The following is a 13,323-nucleotide window of genomic DNA, read 5'->3' on the forward strand; positions in this document are numbered from 1 at the left end:
AGATGCCACATCATCCGCCGCCGCTGACGGTCGGGGACCCGCCCGCCGGCAGCACCGGGACCACCGGACCGGGACCGGCCGGGGTCCGGCGCCGAGGGCGACCGCGCCGCCGCCCGGACGCGCGCCGCCGGGAGACCACCACCGCCTGGACCTTCGTCGCCCCCGCCGTGCTGATCATCCTGGGACTGAGCGTGCTGCCCGTGGTCTGGTCGCTGCTGCTCTCCTTCCAGGCCAACGACCTGGTCACGCCCAGCCGCTGGGTGGGCCTGGACAACTACCGGGCACTGAGCGCCGACCCGCACTTCAGCCAGGCGGTCCGCAATACCCTGCTGTACACCGTGCTGTTCGTCCCGCTGAGCCTGGCCGGCGGGCTGGGGCTGGCCCTGGCGCTGAACCGCCGCATCCGCCTGGTCGGTCTCTACCGCACGCTGATCTTCGTGCCGTTCGTGGTCTCCGCGACCGCGCAGGGCGTGCTCTTCTCCTTCATCCTCGACCCCGAGTTCGGGGTCGCCAACTCGGTGCTCTCACGCCTGGGACTGTCGCCGCAGGGCTTCCTCACCGACCCCGGACAGGCGCTCGCCGTCCTGGTCGCCATCACGTTGTGGAGCGGCACCGGCTTCTGCGTGGTCGTCTACCTCGCCGCGCTCCAGGACGTCCCCGCGTCGCTGATCGAGGCGGCCCGGCTGGACGGTGCCGGACGCCGGCACGTGCTGCGGCACGTCACCCTGCCCGCACTCGCGCCGGTCTCCGTCTTCCTCGTGCTGTGGCAGACCATCCAGTCCCTGCAGGTGTTCGACCTGGTGTACGTCACGACCAAGGGCGGTCCGCTCGGCTCCACCACGGTGATCGTCTACTTCATCTGGGAGCAGGCGTTCAAGAGCTTCACCGCCGGATACGGAGCCGCGGCCGCCTATGTGCTGGCGGTGGCGCTGGCCCTGGCCGGTGCCGTGCTGCGGATCGTCCGCGGCCGCGCGGACCGCCCGGCCGGTGCGTCCCGCCCCGCGACGGCCGACACGCCCGGCCTGCGCACGGAAGGAACCGCACGATGACCCTCACCACCGCGCCGCGGGCCGGCACACCGCCCCGGAGCACGGCCTCCGTCACCGGCCCGGCGCCCGGTTCACGTCGGCCGCGGCTGCCCTTCAGCGCCTGGCATCTGCTGCTGGCCCCGCTGGCCCTGCTGTTCGCACTGCCACTGGTGTGGCTGCTGCTCAGCTCCGTGATGAGCGACGCCGAGATCAACCGCTTCCCACCGGCCCTGCTGCCCTCGGGCATCGACCCGGACGGATACCGCTACGTGCTGGGCAACGCGCTGTTCCCGCGCTGGTTCGGCAACTCGCTCCTCGTCTCGGCCGTGGCCGTCGCCGCCAATCTGCTGTTCGGGTCGCTGGGCGGCTACGCCTTCGCCCGGATGCGGTTCACCGGCTCCAAGGTGCTGCTGGTGCTGATGCTGGCCACGATGGCCGTGCCGTTCCAGCTCACCATGATTCCCACCTTCCTGGTGATGAAGCGGCTCGGCCTCATCGACACACTCGGTGCGCTGATCGTGCCGTCGCTGGTCACGCCGTTCGCCGTGTTCCTGCTCCGGCAGTTCTTCCTCTCGCTGCCCCGCGAGTTGGAGGAGGCCGCCTGGCTCGACGGCTGCTCGCGGCTGCGGGTGCTCTTCACCCTCGTCCTGCCGCTGTCCCGGCCCGCGCTGAGCACCGTCGCCGTCCTGACGTTCCTGACCACCTGGAACGACCTGACCTGGCCGCTGATCGCCATCAACCACGACACCCAGTACACGCTGCAACTGGGCCTCACCACCTTCCAGGGCCAGCACCACACCAAGTGGTCGGCCGTCATGGCCGGCAACGTGCTGACCGTGCTGCCGGTGCTGCTGGCCTTCCTCGGCGCGCAGAAGTCGTTCATCCGCTCCCTGACCTCGACCGGTCTCAAGGGATGAGCACCGCACCCGCACCCGCGCCCCGGTCCTGACCTGCGGCCGCCGACGCCGCGCACGCCGGGCACCGCTCCCGCCGCTCGTCGTGACCGCCGCCTGCGCGGCGTGTCCCGCATTCCTGGAAGGAACCATGCCCCACAGCTTCGATCTGGTCGTGCTCGGCGACGCCAACCCCGATGTGGTCGTCGGACCACTGGCGGGCCCGCTCGCCTTCGGACAGCGGGAGCAGCTCGTCGGCTCCGGCACCCTCACCCTCGGCGGCTCGGCCGCGATCACGGCCTGCGGCGCGGCCCGGCTGGGACTGTCGGTCGCACTCGCCGGACGCGTCGGCGACGACGCGGCAGGCCGGTTCGTCCGCGAGGCGCTCACCGAGCGCGGGGTCGACACCTCGGCGCTCCGCACCGACCCGGAACTCCCCACCCCGCTGACCGTGGCCGTCACCCGGAGCGGCGACTCCGGTGCCGACCGGGCCATCCTCACCAGCCCGGGAGTCCTCGCGGCCACCGGCAGCCGGGACATTCCGTCCGGACTGCTGAGCGCCGCCCGGCACGTCCACGCCGCCTCCTACTTCCTGCTGCCGCAACTGGCACCCGCGCTGCCCGCACTGCTGCGCACCGCCCGCCGCCACGGAGCCACCACCTCGCTGGACACCAACGACGACCCGGCCGGCCGCTGGGACCCCGAGGGGCTGGCCGCCCTGCTCCCCGTCACGGACTTCCTGCTGCCCAACGCGGCCGAGGCCGTCGCGCTCGCCGGGCCGGGCAGTGGCGGCTCGCCCGCGGCCGCAGCCGCGCTGCTGGCCGCGCGGGGGCCGGTGACCGTCGTCAAGAACGGCGCCGAGGGCGCCCTCGCCCACGACGGGCACACCCCGGTGCAGGTCCGCGGCGCTCCCCTCACCCCGCGCGACACCGTCGGCGCGGGCGACAGCTTCGACGCCGGGTTCATCGCCGCCCACCTCGCCGGACTGCCGCTCACCGCCGCGCTGGAGCTGGCCGCCGCCTGCGGCGCCCTGTCGACCCGGGCCCACGGCGGCACCTCGTCCCAACCCACCTGGCAGGAAGCCGCCGCCCGTGCGGCCGCTCCCGCCGCCACGACCGACTGAGAGAGCGTCATGACCACCAGCACCGCCCCCGCTGTCACCTTCGTCGGCGCCGGAAGCGTCGTCTTCACCCAAGGGCTGCTCAGCGACCTGTTCGCCTTCCCCGAGCTGCGGCACGCCCGCATCGCCCTGCACGACATCGACCCCGAACGGCTGGCGACGGCCGAGGCCGCCGCCCGGCAGATCGCGGCGGCACACGGCGCCACCCCGCACATCACCGCGCACACCGACCGGCGCGCCGCGCTCACCGGCGCCGACTTCGTCATCAACAGCGTCCAGGTGGGCATGGGCGAGGCCACCCGTACCGACTTCGAGGTGCCCGCCCGGTTCGGCGTACGCCAGACCATCGGCGACACGCTCGGCATCGGCGGCATCTTCCGGGGGCTGCGCACCTTCCCTCTGCTCAGGTCGCTGGGCGCGGACATCGCCGAGGTCTGCCCCGACGCATGGCTGCTGAACTACACCAACCCGATGGCCATGAACGTGCAGTACCTCGCCCAGGCCACCGGACTCACGCGGGTGGTGGGACTGTGCCACTCGGTCCACTGGACCATGCACGGACTCGCCGAACTCGTCGGTGTGCCCTACGAGGACGTCACCTACCGCGCCGCTGGTGTCAACCATCAGGCGTGGGTGCTGGAGTTCCGGTACGGAGGCACGGATCTCTACCCCCGGCTCGACGCGCTGATCGAGCGCGACCCGCAGTTGCGCCGCCGCACCCGCGTCGACATGTACCGCAGGCTGGGCTACTACCCGACCGAGACCAGCGAGCACTCGGCCGAGTACGTGCCCTGGTACCTGCACCACGACAGCGAGATCGCCCGCCTGCGGCTGCCGATCGGCGCCTATCTGGACATCGTCGCGGAGAACGTCGCCGAATACGAGAGCACGCGGGACGCGCTGGCCACCGGGCGTGCCCTTCAGGCCGAGGGGACGATGGAGTACGCGCCGCAGATCATCCACAGCGTCGTCACCGGCACGCCCCGCACCGTCTACGGAAACGTCCCCAACCGCGGGCTGATCGGCAATCTGCCGTCCGAGGGCGTGGTGGAAGTGCCCTGCCTGGTGGACGGATCCGGTGTCAGCCCCACCCGGAACGGCCCGCTGCCCGCCCAGTTGGCCGCTCTCAACCGCACCTACCTCAGCACCACCGACCTGGTGGTGCGTGCGGCGCTGGAGGACGCGCCGGTCCGTGTCCGCCAGGCCGCCATGACCGACCCGGCCACGGCCGCGGCGCTGCCGCCGGAGCGGATCTGGGAGCTGTGCGACGCCATGGTGGAAGCGCACGGCGACCGCCTCCAGCCGGGGCTGCGGAAGCCGCTGGGAAGCTGACCGTCCTCAGGGGGCCGGACCGGCACGTTCTTCCGGGGCGGGGCGCCCGGTTCCGGCACCTCCGGCACGTCCGGGTGTCCGCGGGCGGCGCGTACGCCGCCCGGCTCAGCGCTGCCCGTACCGCTGAGCCTCTTCCCCCAGGGTGCGCAGTTGCTGCTCGGGCTGGGAGATGAGGGTGCCGAGCCCGAGCTCGCCCGCACCGCCACCGGCCGGGGCGGCCGACGGCCGCGGCCCGCTGTCGGCCACCGCGGCCTGTGCCGCGGTGGCCGTTCCCAGCAGGGCCGCTCCGGCGGTCAGCATTCCCAGCGCCAGCGCTCGCGTGTGCATCCGGTTTCCTCCCGGCTGTCGGTACCGCACAACGGATCACCAGGACAACGAGCCCAGGTCCGCCGCGGACACGCCCACCCGCACGGCGGGCCGGGCTCCCGCCCGGGGCCGCTCTCCGCCGTCTCCCGTCCGGCCACTGATCCGGCTCGGCCATACGATGGCGTACACGACGTCTGCCGCGCCCGTGTGCGAGGCCGGATATGCGGGTGAGAGGCGAGGTGGAAGGCATCGTGGGCGCTGCGCGCACCCCCCGGAGCCGGTGGGTCGAGGAGGGGCTGCGGGCGCTGGCCCTCGGCGGCCCGGACGCGGTCCGCGTCGAAGTGCTGGCCAAGCGCCTCGGCGTCACCAAGGGGGGCTTCTACGGCTACTTCGCCGACCGCGAGGCGCTGCGATGCTCGACACCTGGGAGCGGGAGAGCGTCGACGGGGTCATCGACCGCGTCGAGCGCGAGGGCGGTGACCCGAAGACCAAGATCCAGCGGGCCGGGGCGCTGACCTTTTCCGGCGACCGGCTCCTCCCCATCGATCTCGCGATCCGCGACTGGGCACGCCGGGACGCCGCGGTCGCCGAACGCCTGCGCAGGGTGGACAACCGGCGGATGGCGCTGCTGCGCGAGATGATCGGCACCTTCTGCCCCGACCCCGGCCCCGACCCCGACGAGGTCGAGGCGCGCAGCATGCTCGCCTTCTGCGTGGCGATCGGCGAGCACTTCATCGCCGCCGACTACCAGGGCAGGACGCGGGCCGAGGTGCGGGCGCACGCCGCCGACCTGGTGCTCGACCGCCCCCGGGAGGACCATCCCCGCGAGGACCACCCCAGGGGGGACGGCGGACCGTGACCGCGCCGCGCGTACCGGCCGGCGCACCAGCCCTTCCGGGCGGCGCCGCCGCACCCCGTCCGGCGGGTCACGGCCCGGCGGAGACGCCTTAGGCTCGGTGGATGGCGAAGTACTTCGACGTGCACCCCGAGAACCCGCAGCGACGGACCATCAACACCGTGGTCGAGAGCATCCGTGCGGACGCGCTCATCGCGTATCCGACGGACTCCTGCTTCGCGCTGGGCTGCCGGCCGGGCAGCCGTGACGGCCTGTCCCGCATCCGCTCCATCCGCGACCTCGACGAACGCCACCACTTCACGCTCGTCTGCCAGAACTTCGCGCAGCTCGGCCAGTACGTGCACGTGGACAACGACGTGTTCCGCGCGGTCAAGGCGGCCACGCCGGGCCGCTACACCTTCATCCTCCCGGCGACCAAGGAGGTGCCGCGCAAGTTGCTGCATCCGAAGAAGAAGACCGTCGGCGTCCGCATCCCCGACCACGTGGTCACCCAGGCGCTGCTGGCCGAACTCGGCGAGCCGCTGCTCTCCAGCACCCTGCTGCTCCCGGACGAGGACGAACCGATGACCCAGGGCTGGGAGATCAAGGAACGGCTCGACCACGTCGTGGACGCCGTGGTCGACTCCGGCGACTGCGGAACCGAGCCCACCACGGTGGTGGACTTCTCCGGGGACACGGTCGAGATCGTGCGTACCGGGGCGGGCGACCCCGCACTGTTCTCCTAGAAGACTGATGAAGATCTCGGGTTCTGGCCCCTCCGTGTCAGCGGTGGGGCCAGACTTGTGTGGTGGTTCAAGGGGAGTGGGCCGGGGAGACGATCGGGCCGGACGTGTGGGAGTTGTGTCGGGAGTTGATCCCGGCGGGGAGTGTCTTCGCGTTCCTGGCGGAACATCGTGCGGTGTTGTTCCCGGCGGAGATGTTCGCGGACATGTATCCGTCGGCGGACGGGCGGTCCAGTATGCCGCCGCAGGTTCTGGCCGCGGCGGTGGTGCTGCAGTCCCTGCACGGCTTGTCGGACTTCGAGACCGTTCAGGAATTGCGGTGTGACCTGCGCTGGAAGGCCGCGTGCGGGCTGGGCCTGCATGACACGGCGTTCGATCCGTCGCTGCTGTCGTACTTCCGGCGGCGGCTGGCCCGCTCTGCCCGTCCGCACCGGATCTTCGACGCGGTGCGGAAGGTCGTACGGGCCACCGGCGTGCTCAAGGGCAAGCAGCGCAGGGCACTGGATTCCACCGTGCTGGACGATGCGGTGGCCACCCAGGACACCATCACCCAGCTGGTGTCCGCGATCCGGGCGGTGATCCGCGCAGTTCCCGGAGCGTCCGACGTCGCGGCCAGGCAGTGCACCGCGCACGACTACTCGTCGCCGGGCAAACCGCGGATCGCCTGGAACGACGAGGAGGCCCGAGCCGCCCTGGCCGACGCTCTCGTCGGCGACGCCCTGCGGCTCCTGGGGCATCTGCCCAACCAGGATCTCGGGGAGAAGGCGGCGAACGCGGTCGGGCTGCTGGCCCTGGTCGCGGGCCAGGACGTCGAGCCCGCGGACGGCTCGGACGGGCAGGACGGCCGCTGGAGGATCAGCCGGGGCACCGCGTCCGAGCGGGTGGTCTCCACCGTTGACCCCGACAGCCGGCACGTCCACAAGACCCGTTCCCACTACCAGGACGGTTTCAAGGCCCACCTGGCCATGGAGCCGGAGACCGGGCTGGTCACCGCCGTCGAGCTCACCCCCGGGGCAGGGCCGGCCCACCACGAAGCGGTCATCGGGCTCGGCCTGCTGGCCGACGAAGACGGTCCGCTCGACGTCCTGGGTGACACCGCCTACTGCACCACAGAGGCCCGGGCCGCTCTCACGGCGGCCGGGCACCGGCTGTTCCTCAAGCCCGCTCCGCTGCGGCCGGTCGTCCCTGGCGGGTTCACCGTGGACGACTTCGCCATCGACACCACGGGGAACACAGTGGTCTGCCCGCGGGGACGAACCGCTGAACTACGGCCGCCTTCCGGCATGCGCCACCAGCGCAAAGCCGTCTTCACAGCAGAGCAGTGCGTCGGCTGCGAACTGCGGAATCGGTGCACCAAGGCCAGGGCCGACCGCATCGTCACGATCCGGCCCCACCACGATCTGATGGCCGATGCCCGCCGCAACAACACCTGGCTCCACCACCGGGCAGCCGCCCTCAACCTCCGCCGCCTGATCAACCTCGGCCTCACCCGCACCAACCACACCTGGCACCTCGGCATAGCCACCGGATGACCTGAGGGGCCGCCCGGCCTCCGGCCGGACAACCCCTCAGCAAGATCTTCATCAGTCTTCTAGCGGCCGCCGGCCGCCCCGCGCGGTGTCCCCGGGGCGGGGCGGGGCGGTCCGGGCAACGGAGCCGGCACGGGAACCCGGAGGGTCGGACGGGGACGGCCGGGGAGGGCGTTCCCGGATGTGTCCGTCCCCGGGTGCCGCACCGGTCCGGCCGCTTCGCCGGTCAGCGGGGGAGCGGGAGCCTGGACTTGGAGGCGTCCACGAGCGCGGGCACGGTGGCCAGCTTGCTGCGGGGCCTGCCGGCGCGGCGGCCGCGCGCCTGCTCGGCGCGGTCGATGGCCGCCAGCCCCCGCGCGTCGACCACATGGCTGCTGCGGCGTTTGGCCAGCCGTCGGAACGCCTTCGCGGAGCCGCTGGGCTGCGGAAGGGAGCCGTCGGCCGCGTCGCCCAGCAGCGTCGCGACGGTCCCGGCCGCGCAGGAGCGGTTGGCGCCGATGCCCCCGGTCGGGCCCCGCTTGATCCAGCCCACCACGTAGCTGCCGGTCAGGCCGGTCACCCGCCCGCTCTCGTGCGGGACGGTCCCGCTCTTCTCGTCGAAGGGCAGCCCGGGGACCGGCGCGCCCCGGTAGCCGACGGCCCGCAGCAGCATCCCCGCCCGGATGCCGGTACCGCCCGCCTCCCCGGTGACCCGGACGTCCAGGTCGCCGCGTGCCGCCCGGCCGTCGCCGACGGCCTCGCGTACCTCGACGGGCGCCGAGTGGAAGCGGAAGACCAGGCGCCGGGGGCCGGAGGCAGCCGGAGCGGAGTAGTCCATCCGCTCGCGGGGGATGCCGCGGAGCAGGGCGGCCTTCTCCTGCGGACCCGCGGCGTCGATCGCCGCGCCGGTACGCGGGTCGTGGTCGTCCACGGCCGGCCGCACCCCGGACATGCTGGTCAGCGCGCGGAGTTCGGGCCGGGTGCAGGCGGCGTCCTGCGGGCCGCGGCGGCCCAGCAGCACGACCTCCCGCACGGCGCTCGCGCGCAGGGCCGCCAGGGCGTGGTCGGCGATGTCCGTACCGGCCAGCTCCTCCGGGTCGGTCAGCAGGATGCGGGCCACGTCGAGGGCGACGTTGCCGGTGCCGACCACGACGACGCGCGGCGCGGACAGGTCGATCGCGTCGGCCGGAACGTCAGGATGGGCGTTGTACCAGGCGACGAAGGTGGTGGCGGCGAGGGAGCCGGCCGTCTCCTCGCCGGGGATCCCCAGCCGCCGGTCACCGGGTGCCCCCACCGCGTAGACGACGGCGTCGTGGTGGGCGCTCACCTCCTCCGCCGTGACCTGTTGGCCCACTTCGACACCCAGCAGCATCCGCACCCGCGGGTGGCTGTGGAACCGGGCGAAGGAGTCACCGATGCCCTTGGTCGCCGGATGGTCGGGCGCGACCCCGTACCGGAGCAGTCCGCCGGCCACCGGGAGCCGGTCCAGCAGGGTCACTTCGGCCGCCGTGTGCAGTAGCAGGTCCTCCGCGGCGTACATGCCGGCCGGACCGGTGCCGACGATCGCCACTCGGGGCGCGGTGAAGTCGGAGGGCAGGGTCCGCGGGAACGACGGCTCGCTCCAGGAGTGGAAGTTGGGGCTGTCCGCCGCGGGTCGGGGCGCGGGCGCGTCGGCGTAGTAGGCGGCGTTGATCTCGGCGTACGCCCGCTGCGGACCGGTGAGGCTCTCCACCGGGAAGACCGCGTCCACCGGGCAGGCGTCCGCGCAGGCTCCGCAGTCGATGCACGCGGCGGGGTCGATGTAGAGCATCTCGGTACTGCCGAAGTCGCGCTCGCCGGGGGTGGGGTGGATGCAGTTGACCGGGCAGACGGAGATGCACGTGGCGTCGTTGCAGCAGTTCTGACTGATGGCGTAGGTCATGGGGCCGGTTCCGTGTGCGGCGTGCGGCGGTGGGAGCGCCGCGGCGCGGGCGGGCGGGGTCAGATCAGGTGGGCGCGCTTGTAGAAGACCAGCGCCGGCCTGGTCAGCAGCCGGGCCGAGGCCAGGAACTCCATCAGTCCCGCGCAGCTCGACCGCAGCATCGACTTGTGGTGCTCGTTGGCCGCCGCCTCGCGGAGCGCGCGGCTCTCGTCCAGGCCGGCGGTGGCGTACACCTTCCGGTTCACCATGCTGGTGACGATCACGTAGGAGGCGACGGCGATGACGAACGCGTTGAGCTGGCGGCGCAGCCAGCCGGCCTTGGCCAGCCGCTTGCGCGTCTCGTCGCGCGCGAACTTCATGTGCCGCGACTCCTCGACGACGTGGATGTTGTTGATGGTGCGGACGAAGGGCACGACCCGCTCGTCGCGCATCCAGTCCCGCTGCATCACGTCGAGGACCTCCTCGGCCACCAGGATCGCCGCGTAGGCGGCCTCCCCGAAGGCGAGGGTCTTGAAGGCCCGGCCGAGTTCGCGGGCCAGGCGCCGGGGCTGGTAGGCGGGCGCCCGGAGCTTCTTGGCCCCGCGGGCGAACATGATCGAGTGCCGGCACTCGTCGGCGATCTCGGTCAGCGCCCACTGGACGGTCTCCTGGGACGGATCCTTGGCGTAGACGTCGCGCAGAATCATCTGCTGAAGGATCATCTCGAACCAGATGCCGGTGCCTGCCACAGAGGCGGCTTCCTGGCGGGTGAGTTCCTTGCGCTGAGCGTCGGTCAGCTCGCCCCAGTAGGCGGTGCCGAACAGGGTGCTCCACTCCGGGCTCGTGCCGTGGAAGTCCTCGTCCAGCGGGGTGTCCCAGTCGACGTCGGTGAGCGGGTCGTAGGACAGCTTCGCCGAGGAGTCCAGCAGCCGCCGGGCGACGCCGTCCTCCTCGGAGAGCTGCGGAAGGTCCGGCCGGGTGATGCTGCTTGCCATGCTGCGACTCCTCGGGTTCGGACAGCGGGCCGTTCCCGGCCCCCGTCGGTGCGGTACGGGTGCTGGTGTGCCGGTGGGGGTGTGCCCGGATCCAGGCTCTGCGGGCCGGGCCGCCGGTGCGCTCGGCGGAGCGGAAGCCGAGGCACCCCGGGCTCTCTTGTTAGACGGACTGTATAACAAGGGGTGGATCGTGCCTACCCTCCAGTAAGAAAGCGGCCCCGGGCGGCCGCTCCCGCCTGCGTCGGCGGGCGAGGGGGAGCGTGAGGCACCCCGGGTGCGTCCGGCCGTGCATGCGCGGCGGTTTGCTCCGCGGGAGGGCGGACACCCGGCGGCTCCCGACGCGGTGGCGCGCACCCGGCGCGACGACCGCCGAACTCAGGGAGGGTGCTGCATCATGGCCGTCGTAGGCATCGTCGCGGTGTGCGTGGTCCTGCTCGTCCTGGCGTTTCTCGCGCCGCGGCTGTCCCGCCGCCCGGAGCGGGGGACCCAGCGGACACTGGGCGCCGGAACCCGCACCGCGGGCAAGGCTCCGGGAGTACTGGGCCGGTTGTTCAGCAAGCCCTTCCGCAGCAGCCAGAAGGCCGTCGGGCGGAGCGGTTCGGCAGGGCGCAGGGCGCGCGGGCGCTTTCCGCTCTGAGCGCCCCGTCGGCGCGCCGGTCGGCACCGGATGGCGAACTGCCGGTGTATGACGGTACGAAAAGGTGACATTCCGGCTCCATTCCGTCTCGCTCAGGTCTCACAGGCGGGCTCGTCGAGGTGTGTGTCGAGCGGTGCGGTCGGGCATACGGGAGGCGAACGGAAGAGGAGGAACGTCGTGTTGTCACTTCATTCCGGCGAAGCGTCCGTCGCCGACGCCCGTGCCCTGGCCGCCGCCTACGTGGCGGAACACTGCCCGAGCGTCGACGCCGCCACGGTGGGAACCGTGGTCACCGAACTCGTCGTCAACGCCGAGCGCCACACATCGGGCTCCTGGCTGCTGGTGATCGACCGGGCCGGCGGGGTCCTGAGTGCCGAGGTGCGGGACGCGAGCCGGGAACTGCCCGGCGTGCGCAGCGGTGCACTGGACGGTTCCGGCGGGTGGGGCATGCACCTGGTGCACGCGCTCACCCCTTCGGTGGAAGTCACCGTCGGCGGCCCCGGCAAGACGGTCAGCGCGCGCTGGCCCGACCTGCCCGCGCAGGCTGCCTGAGCGGCCCCCGACGTGGCCGGAAGTGCCTTCCGCGCGCATGGAGCGGCGACTTCCGGTTCCGTCGGGGCCCGGAGCCGGGACGGACGAGTGAGATGAATCGCCGATTCGGGTGCCATGGCCTCGCGTTTCGCGGGCAGGTGGAGAGTGCGGCCGGGAGGCGGCCGCCGCGCACGGAAGCCGGCGCGCAGTCCGAGGGAGATGAGGCGCTCATGACGGTGACCGATTCGACGGAACGCGGGCACATCGGTTCTCGCGGGGGTACCGGTCTCCCTGTGATCGAGTCGCCCTCCCGGATCCCCGCCAGGGACGCCCGGGCGCTGACCAAGCAGTTCCTCGCCCGGCTGGACGAACTGGAGGAGGGCACGGACGCGTACCAGTACGTCCGCAACACCCTCATCGAGATGAACCTGTCCCTGGTCCGCTACGCGGCATCCAGGTTCTCCACCCGTCCCGAGGACCTGGAGGACGTCGTCCAGGTCGGCACCATCGGGCTGATCAAGGCCATCGAGCGGTTCCAGGTCTCGCGGGAGGTCGCCTTCACCACGTTCGCCGTCCCGTGCATCGTGGGGGAGATCCGGCGGTTCTTCCGCGACACCACCTGGGCGGTGCACGTCCCCCGGCGGCTCCAGGAGGCCAGGGAGCAGCTCGCGCGCGCCGACGAGGAACTGCGCTCCCGGCTCGACCGGGAACCGACGGTGGCGGAGCTCGCGGCGCTCATGTCGCTGCCCGAGAGCGAGGTCATCGAGGCGCGCAAGGCCGCGAACGGCTACACCACCACCTCGCTGGACGCCGCAGTCGCGGGCGGCACCGGGGACGGCCGGGCCCTCGCGGACTGCATCGGAGGACCCGACCCGGCCTTCGAACTGGTGGAGGACTTCCAGACGCTGGCCCCGCTGATCGCGGAACTGGACGAACGCGACCGGATCCTGCTGCACCACCGCTTCGTGGACGAACTCACCCAGGCCGAGATCGGCGAACGGCTGGGAGTCTCGCAGATGCACGTCTCCCGGCTCCTCAGCCGCCTGTTGGCGCGGCTGCGCACCGCCATGACGCAGCAGCCCGACCGGCCCCGCGCTCCAGTCGGCGCCACGGCAGCTGCCCGCAGCTCACCTTCCCAGCCGGTCCCGCACCCCGCGTCGGCCCCCGCGGACAGCGGTGGGCAGTCCCCCGGTGCAGCCGGCCGGCCGGACACGGCCCCGGAGGACCAGGAGCTGCTGGGACTGCGGCAGGCCCATGAGCTGCTGCTGCCCGGCATTTCCCTGGCCGCGCTGCGCTGGGCGCGCGCCAACGACGAGCGGTTCCCGGCGGCCGCGGGCAAGCGGGGCGCCGAACTCCTCTACCGCGCCGCCGAGCTGACGCGCTGGGCGGCATCCCGGCCTCATGCCCCCGTGCCGCGCGCCACCGCGGCGGGGGGCTCCGCGCCGGACGGTGGCACCGCCTGACCGGTGGGGCACCGCGGCGGCACCGGCCGGGC

11 protein-coding genes and 2 pseudogenes are annotated in these 13,323 nt (G+C 72.7%); 10 read left to right on the forward strand and 3 right to left on the reverse strand.

What is annotated here, in order from left to right:
* Positions 1-2 precede the first annotated feature (2 nt).
* The 4 genes from ACFYMO_RS05095 to ACFYMO_RS05110 all read left to right on the forward strand — a co-directional run bounded on the left by ACFYMO_RS05095 (position 3) and on the right by ACFYMO_RS05110 (position 4,373).
* Complete coding sequence (locus ACFYMO_RS05095) at positions 3-1,049, forward strand: sugar ABC transporter permease (protein ID WP_366770027.1); 1,047 nt, start codon at positions 3-5, stop codon at positions 1,047-1,049.
* Entirely contained in the window at positions 1,046-1,945 is a 900-nt protein-coding gene (locus tag ACFYMO_RS05100; RefSeq protein WP_366770026.1) for a carbohydrate ABC transporter permease, read from the forward strand. Before ACFYMO_RS05095 ends, ACFYMO_RS05100 begins: the two co-directional genes overlap by 4 nt.
* Positions 1,946-2,072: 127 nt before the next feature.
* On the forward strand, positions 2,073-3,044 hold the full coding sequence (locus tag ACFYMO_RS05105) for a PfkB family carbohydrate kinase (RefSeq protein ID WP_366770025.1): 972 nt from the start codon (positions 2,073-2,075) through the stop codon (positions 3,042-3,044).
* A gap of 9 nt (positions 3,045-3,053) precedes the next feature.
* Positions 3,054-4,373: an alpha-glucosidase/alpha-galactosidase gene (locus tag ACFYMO_RS05110; RefSeq protein WP_366770024.1), complete on the forward strand. Its 1,320-nt coding sequence runs from the start codon at positions 3,054-3,056 to the stop codon at positions 4,371-4,373.
* Between the two features lie 105 nt (positions 4,374-4,478).
* Here the strand turns inward: ACFYMO_RS05110 and ACFYMO_RS05115 are convergent, their stop codons facing one another.
* Positions 4,479-4,700, reverse strand: a complete 222-nt coding sequence (locus ACFYMO_RS05115; RefSeq protein ID WP_366770023.1) for a hypothetical protein — start codon at positions 4,698-4,700, stop codon at positions 4,479-4,481.
* A 230-nt stretch (positions 4,701-4,930) separates the two neighbouring features.
* Between ACFYMO_RS05115 and ACFYMO_RS05120 the strand changes: the two are divergent.
* The 3 genes and pseudogenes from ACFYMO_RS05120 to ACFYMO_RS05130 all read left to right on the forward strand — a co-directional run bounded on the left by ACFYMO_RS05120 (position 4,931) and on the right by ACFYMO_RS05130 (position 7,789).
* Positions 4,931-5,538 (forward strand): annotated as a pseudogene (locus tag ACFYMO_RS05120) (TetR/AcrR family transcriptional regulator).
* Positions 5,539-5,639: 101 nt separating this feature from the next.
* A complete protein-coding gene (locus ACFYMO_RS05125; protein WP_366770022.1) occupies positions 5,640-6,260 on the forward strand; it encodes an L-threonylcarbamoyladenylate synthase in 621 nt (206 codons plus the stop codon).
* Positions 6,261-6,352: 92 nt separating this feature from the next.
* A complete protein-coding gene (locus ACFYMO_RS05130) occupies positions 6,353-7,789 on the forward strand; it encodes an IS1182 family transposase (RefSeq protein WP_388544638.1) in 1,437 nt (478 codons plus the stop codon).
* A 223-nt stretch (positions 7,790-8,012) separates the two neighbouring features.
* Here the strand turns inward: ACFYMO_RS05130 and ACFYMO_RS05135 are convergent, their stop codons facing one another.
* On the reverse strand, positions 8,013-9,686 hold the full coding sequence (locus tag ACFYMO_RS05135) for an FAD-dependent oxidoreductase (RefSeq protein WP_388544303.1): 1,674 nt from the start codon (positions 9,684-9,686) through the stop codon (positions 8,013-8,015).
* Positions 9,687-9,745: 59 nt separating this feature from the next.
* Positions 9,746-10,660: a diiron oxygenase gene (locus ACFYMO_RS05140; protein WP_366770020.1), complete on the reverse strand. Its 915-nt coding sequence runs from the start codon at positions 10,658-10,660 to the stop codon at positions 9,746-9,748.
* 394 nt (positions 10,661-11,054) lie between these two features.
* Here ACFYMO_RS05140 and ACFYMO_RS05145 point away from each other — a divergent pair, with 394 nt between their 5' ends.
* The 3 genes and pseudogenes from ACFYMO_RS05145 to ACFYMO_RS05155 form a co-directional block, all read left to right on the forward strand.
* Positions 11,055-11,297, forward strand: a complete 243-nt coding sequence (locus tag ACFYMO_RS05145) for a DUF6411 family protein (RefSeq protein ID WP_366770019.1) — start codon at positions 11,055-11,057, stop codon at positions 11,295-11,297.
* 177 nt (positions 11,298-11,474) lie between these two features.
* The gene (locus tag ACFYMO_RS05150) at positions 11,475-11,849 is read left to right on the forward strand and encodes an ATP-binding protein (RefSeq protein ID WP_366770018.1); all 375 of its coding nucleotides are present in this window, start codon (positions 11,475-11,477) and stop codon (positions 11,847-11,849) included.
* Between the two features lie 209 nt (positions 11,850-12,058).
* Positions 12,059-12,898 (forward strand): annotated as a pseudogene (locus ACFYMO_RS05155) (SigB/SigF/SigG family RNA polymerase sigma factor); the annotation flags it as partial.
* Between the last annotated feature and the right edge of the window lie 425 nt (positions 12,899-13,323).

This window comes from Streptomyces sp. NPDC007025 (assembly GCF_042869455.1).
GTDB lineage: Bacteria > Actinomycetota > Actinomycetes > Streptomycetales > Streptomycetaceae > Streptomyces.

What these genes read in the sequence shown, in the direction of transcription:
- ACFYMO_RS05095 (WP_366770027.1), top strand. Translation starts at nt 3, where the DNA reads ATGCCACATCATCCGCCGCCGCTGACGGTCGGGGACCCGCCCGCCGGC.
- ACFYMO_RS05100 (WP_366770026.1), top strand. Translation starts at nt 1,046, where the DNA reads ATGACCCTCACCACCGCGCCGCGGGCCGGCACACCGCCCCGGAGCACG.
- ACFYMO_RS05105 (WP_366770025.1), top strand. Translation starts at nt 2,073, where the DNA reads ATGCCCCACAGCTTCGATCTGGTCGTGCTCGGCGACGCCAACCCCGAT.
- ACFYMO_RS05110 (WP_366770024.1), top strand. Translation starts at nt 3,054, where the DNA reads ATGACCACCAGCACCGCCCCCGCTGTCACCTTCGTCGGCGCCGGAAGC.
- ACFYMO_RS05115 (WP_366770023.1), bottom strand. Translation starts at nt 4,700, where the DNA reads ATGCACACGCGAGCGCTGGCGCTGGGAATGCTGACCGCCGGAGCGGCC.
- ACFYMO_RS05125 (WP_366770022.1), top strand. Translation starts at nt 5,640, where the DNA reads ATGGCGAAGTACTTCGACGTGCACCCCGAGAACCCGCAGCGACGGACC.
- ACFYMO_RS05135 (WP_388544303.1), bottom strand. Translation starts at nt 9,686, where the DNA reads ATGACCTACGCCATCAGTCAGAACTGCTGCAACGACGCCACGTGCATC.
- ACFYMO_RS05140 (WP_366770020.1), bottom strand. Translation starts at nt 10,660, where the DNA reads ATGGCAAGCAGCATCACCCGGCCGGACCTTCCGCAGCTCTCCGAGGAG.
- ACFYMO_RS05145 (WP_366770019.1), top strand. Translation starts at nt 11,055, where the DNA reads ATGGCCGTCGTAGGCATCGTCGCGGTGTGCGTGGTCCTGCTCGTCCTG.